Annotated in this window: 9 protein-coding genes; 6 read left to right on the top strand and 3 right to left on the bottom strand. The window is 70.3% G+C overall.

The genetic code is table 11. The features are described from left to right. Positions 1 to 147 precede the first annotated feature (147 nt). The 3 genes from WBN91_RS36240 to WBN91_RS36230 all read right to left on the bottom strand — a co-directional run bounded on the left by WBN91_RS36240 (position 148) and on the right by WBN91_RS36230 (position 6,003). Complete coding sequence (locus WBN91_RS36240; RefSeq protein WP_337728785.1) at positions 148 to 747, bottom strand: hypothetical protein; 600 nt, start codon at positions 745 to 747, stop codon at positions 148 to 150. Between the two features lie 95 nt (positions 748 to 842). Continuing rightward, positions 843 to 4,331 carry a ThuA domain-containing protein gene (locus tag WBN91_RS36235; protein WP_337728784.1) on the bottom strand — a complete coding sequence of 1,163 codons (3,489 nt, stop codon included), beginning with the start codon at positions 4,329 to 4,331 and terminating at the stop codon, positions 843 to 845. Positions 4,332 to 4,536: 205 nt separating this feature from the next. Continuing rightward, positions 4,537 to 6,003 (bottom strand): arabinofuranosidase catalytic domain-containing protein, encoded by a 1,467-nt coding sequence (locus WBN91_RS36230; RefSeq protein WP_337728783.1) that lies wholly within the window; start codon positions 6,001 to 6,003, stop codon positions 4,537 to 4,539. A 300-nt stretch (positions 6,004 to 6,303) separates the two neighbouring features. Here WBN91_RS36230 and WBN91_RS36225 point away from each other — a divergent pair, with 300 nt between their 5' ends. Genes WBN91_RS36225 through WBN91_RS36200 form a run of 6 tightly spaced genes read left to right on the top strand, consistent with a single transcriptional unit; the run spans position 6,304 to position 13,239 of the window. Further along, positions 6,304 to 7,815 (top strand): sugar ABC transporter ATP-binding protein, encoded by a 1,512-nt coding sequence (locus WBN91_RS36225; RefSeq protein ID WP_337728782.1) that lies wholly within the window; start codon positions 6,304 to 6,306, stop codon positions 7,813 to 7,815. Continuing rightward, positions 7,812 to 8,834: an ABC transporter permease gene (locus WBN91_RS36220; protein WP_337728781.1), complete on the top strand. Its 1,023-nt coding sequence runs from the start codon at positions 7,812 to 7,814 to the stop codon at positions 8,832 to 8,834. Before WBN91_RS36225 ends, WBN91_RS36220 begins: the two co-directional genes overlap by 4 nt. Positions 8,835 to 8,862: 28 nt before the next feature. Beyond that, the gene (locus WBN91_RS36215) at positions 8,863 to 9,897 is read left to right on the top strand and encodes a substrate-binding domain-containing protein (RefSeq protein ID WP_337728780.1); all 1,035 of its coding nucleotides are present in this window, start codon (positions 8,863 to 8,865) and stop codon (positions 9,895 to 9,897) included. 35 nt (positions 9,898 to 9,932) lie between these two features. Then, positions 9,933 to 11,069, top strand: a complete 1,137-nt coding sequence (locus tag WBN91_RS36210; RefSeq protein WP_337728786.1) for a Gfo/Idh/MocA family protein — start codon at positions 9,933 to 9,935, stop codon at positions 11,067 to 11,069. A 14-nt stretch (positions 11,070 to 11,083) separates the two neighbouring features. Next, positions 11,084 to 12,100, top strand: a complete 1,017-nt coding sequence (locus tag WBN91_RS36205; protein ID WP_337728779.1) for a sugar phosphate isomerase/epimerase family protein — start codon at positions 11,084 to 11,086, stop codon at positions 12,098 to 12,100. After that, positions 12,097 to 13,239 carry an inositol-3-phosphate synthase gene (locus tag WBN91_RS36200; RefSeq protein ID WP_337728778.1) on the top strand — a complete coding sequence of 381 codons (1,143 nt, stop codon included), beginning with the start codon at positions 12,097 to 12,099 and terminating at the stop codon, positions 13,237 to 13,239. The genes WBN91_RS36205 and WBN91_RS36200 overlap by 4 nt, the downstream gene beginning before the upstream one ends. Positions 13,240 to 13,412 lie beyond the last annotated feature (173 nt).

Genomic DNA, 13,412 nt, shown 5'->3' with positions numbered 1-13,412 from the left:
TCGGGCAGGCCATACGGTGGGGGAACCGAGGCCCTCCACTTGTAGGTGACACCTACCGCGCGCTCCGCGCGCGAAGATCGCGCTGCGCGCGGGAAAGGCCGTGGTGCGCGTGGGAGAAGCCGTGCCGAGCGGCCGGAAGTGCTTTGGTCAGCCCGTGCCCTCGGGAGAGCTGTCCGGTGTCACCGCGCCCGACCCGCTCCCCGACGGCAAATAAACATGCACATGCCCCTTACCAGCCTCAATGCTGATCACATCGAGCTGAAGCGCCGCCACCGACCAAGTCCGCAGCGCCAACGTCCGCTGCCCCGCCGCCAACCCCACGAACCGGCTGCGCGCAGGCTCCTCAACCTCCACCGCGGCATCGAACGCCGACACAGCCGACACCAACTGGTCCACCGCCGTCCGCATCCCCGTCCGGGCCACGTTGACCCCGTTCCCCGCAGAAGGCGTCTGCTCGTACCGCTTCACCTCCGCCAACACCACGTCCTTCCACCCCCGCACCTGCTCAGCCGTAGGCGCAACCGGTGCCACAGCCTCAAAAGGCGCGACCTTCGCCATGTCCACCAACACCGGTGTCAGCCGGTCCCGAGTGCCCCGAGCCAGCTCGATCAACGCACCGATCTGCTCCACATCCCTCTGCGCCTCGGCCTGCCGCAATTCCTCCACCCGCCGCTCGGTCGCATCCGGCCCGGAGGTCCACGACACGACCAGGAATGCCAGTGCGACCCCCAACACGAACGTGATCATCGGAGCAGCCCGACGCACGACACACCACCTCCGCACAAAAGAGCGGGGACGTCACCGGCACGGAGCCGGTGACGTCCCCACCAACACGAGAACCCTTACCGCAGGGTCCACTTCTGGTTGTTGCCGCCGTTGCACGACCAGATGATCAGCTGCGTGCCATCGGCCGAGCTACCGCCGTTCGCGTCCAGGCACTTCGAGCCGTTGCGGATGGTGCCGTCGGCCTGGACCGACCAGTTCTGGCCGGAGGCGCCGCTGCACGACCACAGCTGCACCAGGGCGCCGTCGGTCTGGCTGTTGTTCGCCACCGTCAGGCACTTGCCCAGGGACTGGAACGTCGAGCCGACCTGCGTCCACTTCTGGTTGTTGCCGCCGCTGCACGTCCACAGCTGGACCTTCGTGCCGTCCGTGGTGGCCGAGGCGTTGACGTCGACGCACTTGCTGCCGATGCCGACGATCTCCTTGGCCGTGCCGCCGGTGCCGCCGGTGCCGATGCCCGGTCCGACGTAGGTGATCGAGTCCAGGTCGAAGCTGTTGTTCGCCGAGGACTTGAACACCACGAACAACTCCACCGTGCCCGACGGCTTGGTCACGTTGACCGCCGGCAGTGACGCGTAGTTGTCCCACCCGCCGGTCGACGTCACCGGGGCCGACGCGATCAGCGTGCCCGTGGGGGACCCGGCCCTCAGTTCGATCGAGCCGCCGCCGCTGGGCGAGGACACCCGGAACGACACCTGGTCGATCCCCGTGAAGTTGACCGGCTTGAACGAGATCCAGTCGTTGTTGGAGACGTCACCCACTCGCCCGCCGGACTCGGCGCCGGACTGGGCCACCACGCGCACGCCCGACGAGCCGTTGAAGTGCTCGGCCTGCTTGCGCTTGGGCTGCAAGACGACCGAGGCGCTGCCGGTCAGCGCGGGAAGGCCGTTGCCGCCGTTGTCGGTGTACTCGGCGGAGCCGATGATGTGCGCGTTGCCGTTCTGGTGTTCGGCGTCCGCCTCGGCCCGGAACGAGCCCGAGCACCCGGTGATCGGGCTGCCCAGCGGGTGCTTGTGCGAGTCGTGGCCGATGTTGGGTTGGGTGATCACTCGTGCGCAGTTGATCGTGCCGTCCTCGGCGTCGGTGACCGACAGCGCGTACGGGATGGTGTCGCCCCAGCCGAACATGCCGCCGTCGACCGGTCCGGTGAACCGCACCGTGGGCGCGGTGTTGCCGGAGGTCACCGTGAGGTTCGCGGTGCCGGTCTTGCCGGTCGGGTCGGTCACCGTCAGCTGGACGTTGAACGTGCCCGGCGTGGTGTAGGTGTGCGAGGGGTTGGCGGCCGTGGACGTGGTGCCGTCACCGAAGGTCCACCGGTAGGTCAGCACACCGCCCTCCGGGTCGCGCGACCCGGCACTGGAGAACGCGACCGTCAACGGCGTCCCACCTGACGACGGGGTGGCCGTGGCCTGCGCGATCGGGCTGCGCTCGCCGGCGTTGTAGTCGATGCGCCACAACCCGGCCCCGGGCAGGTGGACGTTGTCGTCCCAGCCCGATCCCCAGGTCAGCAGGTACATCGACCCGTCCGGCCCGAACTTCATGTCCATCGGCGAGGCGAAGGACGTGTTCGGCAGGAAGCTGTTGATCTTCAGCAGGTTCCCGCCGGAGTCCGTGCGGAACTCCCACATCCGGTTGCGGGACCAGTCACCGAGGAACGGGACCTGGTCGTAGTACTCCGGGAACTTCGTGGGCGACGGGTTGTTGGGGTTGTACTGGTAGATCGGGAAGCCCATCGGCCCCTCGCCACCGCTGCCCATCTCCGGGAACTTGTTGCCCTCGGTCGCGCTGTTGCCGTACCAGACGTCCGCGGCCCGCGCCGCGGGCAACGTGGTCAGGCCGGTGTTGTTGGGCGAGTTGTTGGTGGGCGCCGCGCAGTTGAACTTCGAGCCCGACCGGGAGGTGGCGAAGTCGTAGTCGTTGTAGGGCGTGTTGTTGCCGACGCAGTACGGCCAGCCGTAGTTGCCCGGCGACTTGACGATGTTCCACTCCACCAGGCCACCCGGGCCGCGGTTGGCGTTGTCCGCGCCGGCGTCCGGGCCGTAGTCGGCCACGTACAGCACGCCGGTCGTCGGGTGGACGCTGAACCGGAACGGGTTGCGGAAGCCCATCGCGTAGATCTCGGGCCGGGTCCGCGCGGTCCCGGGGGCGAACATGTTGCCCGACGGGATCGTGTACGTGCCGCCCGGTTCCGGGTGGATGCGCAGGACCTTGCCGCGCAGGTCGTTGGTGTTGGCCGCGGTGCCCTGCGCGTCCCACCACTTGCGGCCGGAGCGCTCGTCGATGGGGGCGTAGCCGTCGGAGGCGAACGGGTTGATGTCGTCGCCGACGCCGATGTAGAGGTTCTTGCCCGGACCGAAGGCCAGGTAGCCGCCGGTGTGGCCGGGCTCGTTCTCCCGCCAGGCCGGGATGGTGAGCAGGATTTTCTCACTCGCCCGGTCGAGCGTGTCGCCGTTCATGGTGAACCGCGAGACCCGGGCCGCCTGCTCGGTGGTGTCGCCGGGGGAGTAGTTGAGGTAGATGTACCGGTTGGTGGCGAAGTCCGGGTCCAGCGCCATGCCGGTCAGGCCGTCCTCGGAGTTCTGGCCGCTGCCGTAGACGTTGAACGTCGCCGCGGTGACCGTCGTCCGGGTGTCCGGCTTGAAGATCTTGAGCTTGCCGCCGTACTCGGTGAAGAACACCCGGCCGTCCGGGGCCACGTCCACCGCGCCGGGCGCGATCGTGGTCTCGTCCAGCGCGACCTTCTCGAAGCTGCCCCACACCGTGGGACCGCAGTCCGCCGGGACCTTGCCGCCCGCCGACTCGACGCCGCCCGCGACATGCGAGCGGAACAGCGGCTCGGAGTAGCTGGAGGCTTGGTGGCCCATCGCGGTGGCCCACAACCGGCCGCCCTCGAAGTTGCGGCACCAGGAGATCGGGTGGTCGACGCCCATCGCGTTCGCGCCCGGGTTGTAGGTGGACTCGTCCGCGGTGACCAGCACGTGCCCGTTGCCGCGCACGTTGCGGTCGAAGTTGTACCACTCCTCGGTGCGCACCCACCGGTCCGGCAGGCCCGCGCCGGACGGGTGCTTCTTGTCCGCCACCTTGGCCGTGCCCTGGACGATGGCGGAGTGCTGGGTCATCGTCATGCCCAGGAACTGGTCCCACCACGGGAACTGCGCCTCGATGTTCATGTCCGTGGCGTTGTGGATGGCCACGACCCCGCCGCCGTTGCGCACGTAGGTCTGCATGGCGGACCGCTGCGCGTCGTTGTCCCAGACCATGCCCGAGGTCTGGAGCATCACGATGACGTCGTAGGTGGCGAGGCTGGTGTTGTTGAAGACGCTGGAATCCTCGCTCTTGGTCAGCTCCCACTGCTTCTCGGAGGCCAACTGCTCGAACATCGCGACGCCGGCCGGGATCGAGTCGTGGCGGTACGCGCCGGCCGCGGTCTTGCTGAACAACAGGACGTGGAAGCCCTCCGGGTGCGCCGAGGCGACCGGGGCCGACAGTCCGAACAACAGCGCCAAGGCCCCGAAAACAGAGACCGCGCGCCGCAATCTGTGGCGCATCACCACTCCCTTCACGGGCTCCCCACGCTGGAAGCCCCCGTCCGAACGGCACGACACCGCGACCGCCGCACCCGCTTCACCGCAACCCGCCCACAAGGGGCGGTCTCCCACCACGCCGGATCGCGCGGCTCGAGCGGGCCGGCTGGTCGCCGACCCGCCCCTGCCTCCCCGGGGCCGCCGCTGTGCCGGCCCCGGGGCGCACGCCCTAGTTCAAGGTCCACCGCTGGTTGGTGCCGCCGTGGCAGGTCCACAGGTGCACCACCGCGCCGTTGGCCGTCGACGCCCCGGACACGTCCAGGCACAGCCCGGACTGGGCGCCCCGGATCGAGCCGTCGGCGTTGACGTTCCACCGCTGGTTGGCCTGCCCGTTGCACGTCCAGGTCACCACCCGCGTGCCGGCCGTCGTGCCCGCGGCGTAGGCGTCCAGGCAGCGCAGGTTCCCGCCGCTGTACACGGTCAGCTCGCCCGCCGCCGTGCGCGTCCACGCCTGGCCCGCGCTGCCCTGGCAGTCCCAGATCTGCACCTGAGCGCCGGGCGAGGTCGAGCCGTTCTGCACGTCCAGGCACTTGCCGGAGCCCACCCCGCGCACCGCGCCGCCGGTGACCGGCGGGGTGTCGGTGGCGTAACCGGCGGCGATGATGTTGGCCTGCACGGCCGCCTCGGTGGCGTCGGTGGGGTAGCCGGCGACCATCGCGCCCTCGTAGAACGTGCCCGCGCTGAGGTTCGCGCCGCCGCCGGGCTTGCAGCAGTCGCCGCCGCTGCCCAGGATGATCGCGCCCTGCTTCTTCATCGGGCTGTACCCGTTGGGCAGCGCGCCGTCGTACAGCGTGGTCAGGGTGCCGGCCGTCGCGTCGCTGCCCTTGATCGCGAACCGCGTGGTGCCGTTGTTCTTGAGCATGGCCGTGACGAACTTCTGCGGGAACGCGCGCTGGTTGGGGTTCCACTGCTGGCTGCCGCCCGGGAACAGGCCCCACTCCAGGTCCGCCTGCACCCACGGGCCGGAGCCCTGGCACCCGCCGAACCAGCACTGCGTGCTGAAGTTGATGGCGTCCATCGCCCCGGCGGCGTCGGCGGACCGGGTGGTCTCGCTGTTGCCGTAGTCGAAGCAGCAGCCGTTGTTGACGTGCTGGCCGCTGGTCACCATGTACATGCCCTCCGGCTGCGCGCCGGTCGGGACGCCGGTCAGGTGGCCGTCGCGCCAGTAGCTGTTGCCGGGGTTGATGTAGAGCGAGTAGGCCTTGCTGCCGCTGCTGCCGCCCATCTTCAGCGACTCGGTGGTCGCGACGGCGGGCCGGCTCTGGCTGGACCCCGGCACGACGGTGGAACCCTGGTACCACAGGTCGTTGCCGCGCCCGGACTGGTCGTAGACCACGGTGATCACGCACGTCGACCCGGCGCAGAAGGCGTCCTGGGGAGCGACGTTGGCGTTGCCGCCCGCGGCGGACACCGAGACGTCGAGGGTGGTGTTGTCCGAGGAGCGCCGGACCTGGTAGAGCCGGCCGCTGTAGGTACCGAGCAGCGCTCGGGTCGTGCTGTGCGCGGCGATGCAGGGTGTGCCGCCGGCGGCGTAGATGTCGCAGGGACCGGTGGTGGCCGCGGACACGGGCGCGGTCCACGTCGTCGTCGCGTCCACTGACAGCGCGGCGGCGCAGAGCACGAGGACGGCGATCACCGCGCGCAGCCTGGCCGGCGGATGTGAACGCCAACGTAAGCGCGTCCGAGCTGGTGGAGCGGGGGAAGGCTGCATCGCGCGACTCCTCGTGTCCGACAGCGTTGTGGCACGTGAATCGAACCGGTTCGACCGCTGAGGCACGCTACGCCCCATTACATCAGCGAGGCAATGGATCCCCGTAGCGAAACGCTTCGCTGGCGAAAACTCGCCATTCGCTGTCACCGGGCCTGGTGTCGCGCTAGTCTCTCCCGCCAGTGTGTTAGCGCTCACAATCCAGGGCTTCGACGAGGAGTGCCACCCATGACGACCGCCACGGCGCCGCTGCTGTCCGTCCGGGGCCTGGTCAAGCGGTTCCCCGGCGTGACGGCCCTGGCGGGCGTGGACTTCGAGGTGCGCGCGGGCGAGGTGCACTGCCTGCTCGGCCAGAACGGCGCGGGCAAGTCCACGCTGATCAAGGTGCTCGCCGGTGCGCACCGCCCCGACGAGGGCGAGATCCGCAGCAACGGCGAGGTCGTCACCTTCGCCAACCCCACCGCCGCGATCCACGCCGGCGTCGCCACGATCTACCAGGAACTGGACCTCGTGCCCGGCCTCCCGGTGTCCGACAACGTCTTCCTGGGCCACGAGCTGTCCGCCGCCGGGTTCACCCGCCGCGCCGAGACCCGCCGCCGCACCCGAGCCCTGCTCAACCGCCTGGGCCACTCCGACATCCCGGCCGACCGCGACGTGGGCCAGTTGTCCGCCGCGCGGCAGCAGGTGGTCAGCATGGCCCGCGCCCTGTCCCGCGACGCGCGGCTGCTGATCCTCGACGAGCCCTCCGCGGTGCTCGACCAGGACGAGGTGCGCACCCTGTTCCGGGTCATCCGCGAGCTGACCGCCCAGGGCGTGGCCGTCGTCTACATCTCCCACCGGTTGGAGGAGATCCGCGAGATCGGCGACCGGGTGACCGTGCTCAAGGACGGCCGCACGGTCGCCACCGGCCTGGACGCCCGTGAGGTCTCCACGGCCGAGCTGATCCGGCTGATGACCGGCCGGGAGGCGCGCAACGTCTACCCGCCGCGCCGGCCGCTGCCCGCCGACGCCCCGGAGGCGCTGGTGGTGCGCGGCCTCGCCCTCGATCACGGCCCGGAGATCGACCTGACCGTCCGGTCCGGCGAGGTGGTCGGGCTCGCGGGCCTGGTCGGCGCGGGCCGCTCGGAGATCCTGGAGGCCGTCTACGGCGCCCGCAAGCCCAGCGCCGGCACGGTGCAGGTCGACGGCAGGCCGTTGCGGCGGGGCAGCGTCGGCGCGGCCGTGCGCGCGGGCGTCGGCCTGTGCCCCGAGGAGCGCAAGAGCCAGGGCCTGCTGCTGGACCAGGCCGTCTACCGCAACATCACCGTGTCGTCGCTGCCGCTGTTCGCGCGCCTGGGTTTCCTGGACGAGTCCGCCGAGCGGGCGAGGTCGGCCGCCCTGACCTCGACGCTGGACGTGCGACCGTCCGATGTGGACCGCATCGTGCGCACGCTGTCCGGTGGCAACCAGCAGAAGGTCGTGCTGGCGCGGTGGCTGCTGCGCGGGTGCCGGGTGCTGCTGCTGGACGAGCCGACCCGCGGCGTGGACGTCGGCGCGCGCGGCGAGATCTACCAGCTGGTCCGCGACCTGGCCGAGCGCGGGGTGGCCGTGGTCGTGGTGTCCAGCGACATCGACGAGGTCCTGGGCCTGGCCGACCGCGTGCTGGTGGTGCGCGAGGGCCGGGTCGTGCACGAGGGACCCGCCGACGAGATCGACGAGGCCCGGGTCCTGGACCTGGTCATGGAGGGAACCGCCGCATGAGTGAAGACACCGCCACCGCGCCGCGCAGCGCGCCGCCGACACCGCGCGCGTCCGGTGTCACGACGTTCCTGGCCTCGGCGCCGGGCCGCAACACCGGTCTGGTGGTGGCCCTGGTGCTGTTGTGCGTGGTCGGCGTGGCCACGGCGGGGGACCGGTTCGCCGACCTGGACAACGTCCTGACGATCCTGCGCCTGGCCTCGGTGATCGGGGTGGTCAGCGTCGGCATGACGTTCGTGGTCACCGGCGGCGGCATCGACCTGTCCGTCGGCGCGATCGTCGCCCTGTCCTCGGTGTGGGCGACCACGCTGGCCACGCAGGGCATGGCCAACAACAGCCACTGGGTGGTCATCGTGTTCACCGCGCTGGCCGTGGGCGCTGGGTGCGGCGTGGTCAACGGGGTGCTCATAGCCTACGGGCGGATCGTGGCGTTCATCGCGACGCTGGCGATGCTCGCCGCCGCCCGCGGCCTGGCCGAGATCATCTCCAACCGCCGCACGCAGATCGTGAATGTGCCCGGGTTCACCGCGTTCTTCGACGCCTCCGTGCTGGGCGTGCCCGTCCTGGTGCTGATGTTCGCGGTGGTCGCCGCCGCCGGGTGGGTGCTGCTCAACCGGACCACGTTCGGCCGCCGCACCTTCGCCGTGGGCGGCAACCCCGAGGCCGCGCGGCTGGCCGGCATCGACGTGCGCCGGCACACCGTGATGCTCTACACCCTGCTCGGCGTGCTGTGCGGCATCGCGGCGGTCATGCTCATCGCCCGCACCACGACCGGCAGCTCCACCCACGGCTACCTCTACGAGCTGGACGCCATCGCCGCCGTGGTGATCGGCGGCACCCTGCTCTCCGGTGGCCGCGGCACGATCGCGGGCACCGTGTTCGGGGTCCTGATCTTCACCACGCTGTCCAACGTGTTCACCCTCAACAACCTCTCCATCTCCGCCCAGGCCGTCGCGAAGGGGGCGATCATCGTGGTCGCCGTGCTCCTCCAACAGCGGCTCGCGCGCAGAAGCACCGCCTGACCACGCCGCCACCACAGGAGCGAAACCCATGTCACGCAAGGCGCTCACCCGCCTCATCGCCGCCGCGTCCGTCGGCGTCGCGCTCACCGCCTGCACCGGCAACACCGCGGCGCCCCCCGCCGGGTCCACTGGCCAGGGCGGCGCGAAGGTCGCCAACGACGAGCCCGGCGAGAAGGTCGTCATCGGCTTCTCCGCGCCGGCCGCCGACCACGGCTGGATGGCCGCGATCACCAACGCGGCCAAGGCCGAGGCGGCCAAGTACTCGGACATCGAGTTCAAGCTCGTCGAGGGCACCAACGACGTCAACCTCCAGATCAGCCAGGTGGAGACGTTCATCAACGACAAGGTCGACGCGATCGTGCTGCTGCCCTTCGACGGCGCGGCGTTGACCCCGGTGGCGCTCAAGGCGATGAAGGCCGGCATCCCGGTGATCAACGTGGACCGGGAGTTCGACAGCCCGTTCGCCGCGCGCTCGACCGTGCTGGGCGACAACTACGGCATGGGTGTGTCCGCCGGCACGTACGTGTGCGAGAAGCTCAAGGGCAAGTCGGACGCAGTGGTCGCGGAGATCGCCGGCATCGACTCGCTGCCGTTGACCCAGGACCGCAGCAAGGGCTTCGCCGACGCCCTGCGCGATTGCGGGTTGAAGGTCAGCAACCGGGTGGCGGCCGAGTTCACCGTGGAGAGCGGGGAGAAGGCGGCGGCGAACCTGTTGCAGGCCGCGCCGCGCATCGACGCCATCTGGAACCACGACGACGACCAGGGCGTGGGTGTGTCCGCGGCGATCAAGAACGCCGGGCGCAGCGAGTTCTTCCTGGTGGGCGGGGCCGGCTCGGCCAACGTCATGCGTGAGATCAAAGCGGACAACGGTCTGCACAAGGCGACCGTGGTGTACCCGTCGACGCAGGGCGCGGACGGCATCCGGCTGGCGCGGCTCGCGGTGCAGGGCAAGAGCCTGGGCGACCTGGTAGAGGTGGAGATCCCGCGGGAGGTCCAGCTGTACGCCCCGGTCGTCACCAAGGACAACGTCGACCGCTACCTGCCCGCGGCCTTCGAGTCCTGAGGAGCCCTCACGTGACGGAACCCTTGCGCATCGCGATGATCGGCCACGAGTTCATGGGATCGGCGCACTCCCAGGCCTGGCGCGTGGCCCCGCACTTCTTCGACCTGCCGCTGCGCCCGGAGATGGCCGTGCTGTGCGGCCGGGACCCGGAGCGCACCGCGGCGGCGGCCACCCGGCTGGGCTGGGCGGAGGCGTCGACGGACTGGAAGTCGTTGCTGGAGCGCGACGACGTGGACGTGGTCGACATCTGCTCGCCCGGCGACACGCACGCCGAGATCGCCATCGCCGCGCTCGACGCGGGCAAGCACGTGCTGTGCGAGAAGCCGCTGGCCAACACCGTCGCCGAGGCGGAGGCGATGGCCGCGGCGGCGGAACGGGCGTCCGCCAAGGGCGTGCGCGCGATGGTCGGGTTCACCTACCGGCGGGTGCCGGCGCTGAGCCTGGCCCGCGACCTGGTGGCGCAGGGCAAGCTGGGCCGCATCCACCACGTGCGGGCCCAGTACCTCCAGGACTGGATCGTCGACCCGACCGCGCCGCTGTCGTGGCGGTTGCAGAAGGACAAGGCCGGGTCCGGTGCTTTGGGGGACATCGGCGCGCACATCGTGGACGCGGCGCAGTTCATCCTCGGCGACACCGTCACCGACGTGTGCGGCACGATGGAGACCTTCGTGACCGAACGCCCGCTGGCGGCGGCCCACTCGGGCCTGTCCGGCACCGCCGTGTCCGACGAGACCGGTCCGGTCACCGTGGACGACGCCGCGCTGTTCCTGGCCCGGTTCGCCGGCGGGGCGCTGGGGTCTTTCGAGGCCACCCGGTTCGCCAGCGGCCGGAAGAACGCCCTGCGGATCGAGGTCAACGGGTCGGCGGGCAGCGTGTCGTTCGACTTCGAGGACATGAACGTCCTGAACTACTTCCACGGCGAGGACGCCGACCTGGGCGGCTTCCGGCGGATCGTGGTCACCGAACCCGACCACCCGTACGTGGGCGCGTGGTGGCCGCCCGGCCACGTCCTGGGCTACGAGCACGCGTTCACCCACCAGGCCGTGGACTTCGTGACCGCCGTCGCCGGCGGCACCGACCCGAGCCCGTCGTTCGCCGACGGCCTGCGCCTGCAAAGGGTCCTGTCCGCAGTCGAGGCGAGCGCCGCCTCCCGCACCTGGCACACCGTCTGAGGAGACCCCGAGAGATGGCACGTCCGATCACGTTGTTCACCGGCCAGTGGGCCGACCTGCCGTTCGAAGAGGTGGCCCGCCTGGCGGCGGAGTGGGGTTACGACGGCTTGGAGATCGCCTGCTGGGGCGACCACCTGGACCCGTGGAAGGCCGCCGAGGACGACGACTACGTGGCCGACCGCCTGGCGATCCTCGCCAAGCACAACCTGAAGGTGTGGACGATCTCCAACCACCTCACCGGCCAGGCGGTCTGCGACGACCCGATCGACGAACGGCACCAGGGCATCCTGTCCCCGCGCATCTGGGGCGACGGCGACCCGGAAGGCGTGCGGCAACGCGCGGCCGAGGAGATGAAGGCCACCGCCCGCGCCGCCGCTCGCCTGGGCGCGGACACGGTGGTCGGCTTCACCGGCTCGTCGATCTGGAAGACCGTGGCGATGTTCCCCCCGGTCCCGCCGTCGATGGTGGACGCGGGCTACCAGGACTTCGCCGACCGCTGGAACCCGATCCTGGACGTCTTCGACGAGGTCGGCGTCAAGTTTGCCCACGAGGTCCACCCGTCCGAGATCGCCTACGACTACTGGACGACCACCCGGACCTTGGAGGCGATCGGCCACCGCCCGGCCTTCGGCCTCAACTGGGACCCGTCCCACTTCGTGTGGCAGGACCTGGACCCGATCGGCTTCCTGTGGGACTTCCGCGACCGCATCTACCACGTGGACTGCAAGGACGCCCGCCGCCAGGTAGGCGACGGCCGCAACGGCCGCATGGGCTCCCACCTCCCGTGGGGCGACCCGCGCAGGGGTTGGGACTTCGTGTCCACCGGTCGCGGGGACGTGCCGTGGGAGCGAGCGTTCCGCATGCTCAACACCATCGGCTACACCGGCCCCATCAGCGTCGAGTGGGAAGACGCCGGCATGGACCGACTCGTAGGAGCCCCCGAGGCCCTGGAGTTCGTCCGCCACAACGCCTTCGACCCGCCGACGGCGTCGTTCGACGCGGCGTTCTCCAGCAGCCAGGATCCGGCGTGACGGAGGAACGCATCGGCCTGTGGCTCAACGGAGGCCGGGGATCGGTGGCCACCACCGCGATCACCGGCCTCCTGGCCCTGCGCACAGGCCTCACCCCGGCCACGGGTTGCGTCTCGGAACTACTGGACGCCAACCTTGCCCCGTGGAGGGCTTTCACGGTAGGCGGCCACGACATCACCACCACGCCGTTGGTGAAGCGCGCGGAGTCGTTGACCCGAGACGGCGTCCTACCGCCAAGCGTCGTGGCAACTGTGGCCGACGACCTGGCAGCGGTAGACGCGGAGATCGTGCCTGGCTACGACCCGGCAGACTTCTCCGGCACTCAGCACGACGCAGCAAGCCGCTTGGCTGCCGACATCGGCGCTTTCAGGTCACGACACGACCTGGCCAGGGTGGTCGTGGTCAACGTGGCCTCCACCGAGCCTCCGGCCACGGTGCCGTACGACTCTTTGGCGGACCTGGAAGCGGCACTCCGTGTGCCGGGGCAGGTGGTCCTGCCGCCCAGCTCGTTGGTCGCGTATGCCGCTTTCCAGGCAGGTTGTGCCTTCGCAGACTTCACCCCGTCCACGGGCGTGGCATTGCCGGCATTGGACGAGCTGGCGGCGGCGAAGTCCCTGCCCTACGCAGGCCGTGACGGCAAGACGGGCGAGACCCTGCTGAGGGCAGCACTCGCCCCCATGTTCACCTCACGGGCGCTGCGGGTCCTGTCGTGGTCCGGCACCAACCTGCTGGGCGGCGGCGACGGTTCCACGCTCGCTGACCCGGAGCACGCGCGGAGCAAGTCGGTGTCCAAAGCCCGGGGCTTGGCGGCGTTGCTGGGCGAGGACGTCAGCGCTCCTCTGCACATCGACTACGTGCCTGACATGGGGGAACGGAAGACGGCTTGGGACCACGTGTCGTTCGAGGGTTTCTTGGGCGCACGGATGTCCCTGCAACTGACGTGGAGCGGCTTGGACTCGTCACTGGCCGCACCCTTGGTGCTGGACTTGGCGCGGCTGTTGGCAGCGGCGCACGCGGCGGGTCGGTCGGGGGTGCAGGGGGAGCTGGGTTTCTTCTTCAAGGACCCGTTGGGCAGCGACGAACACCGCCTGGCTGAACAGTCCCAGGCCCTACACGACTGGGCACGCAACCTCGCCTAGCACCGCCACCCGCGAGCCCTCACCCGCGAGCCCTCAGCCGCCAGCCCTCAGCACCCCCGGCGGCCAGGGGCGTGCCCTTGCGCCCGCAGGGCGCCCGAAGTAGCTCGCGCAGCAGACCTCCCACTTGGGCTTCTTCCGTCATCCCCGTATGGCCTGCCCGAAGGGCTACCACA

It is taken from the genome of Saccharothrix sp. CCNWYY140 (assembly GCF_037401995.1).
Classification (GTDB): domain Bacteria; phylum Actinomycetota; class Actinomycetes; order Mycobacteriales; family Pseudonocardiaceae; genus Actinosynnema.
The sequence above is the reverse complement of the archived record's forward strand: the minus strand, read 5'-3'. Positions and strand labels throughout refer to the sequence as shown.

Coding starts and splice junctions, on each gene's coding strand:
- WBN91_RS36240 (WP_337728785.1), bottom strand. CDS start 747: ATGATCACGTTCGTGTTGGGGGTCGCACTGGCATTCCTGGTCGTGTCG.
- WBN91_RS36235 (WP_337728784.1), bottom strand. CDS start 4,331: ATGCGCCACAGATTGCGGCGCGCGGTCTCTGTTTTCGGGGCCTTGGCG.
- WBN91_RS36225 (WP_337728782.1), top strand. CDS start 6,304: ATGACGACCGCCACGGCGCCGCTGCTGTCCGTCCGGGGCCTGGTCAAG.
- WBN91_RS36220 (WP_337728781.1), top strand. CDS start 7,812: ATGAGTGAAGACACCGCCACCGCGCCGCGCAGCGCGCCGCCGACACCG.
- WBN91_RS36215 (WP_337728780.1), top strand. CDS start 8,863: ATGTCACGCAAGGCGCTCACCCGCCTCATCGCCGCCGCGTCCGTCGGC.
- WBN91_RS36210 (WP_337728786.1), top strand. CDS start 9,933: ATGATCGGCCACGAGTTCATGGGATCGGCGCACTCCCAGGCCTGGCGC.
- WBN91_RS36205 (WP_337728779.1), top strand. CDS start 11,084: ATGGCACGTCCGATCACGTTGTTCACCGGCCAGTGGGCCGACCTGCCG.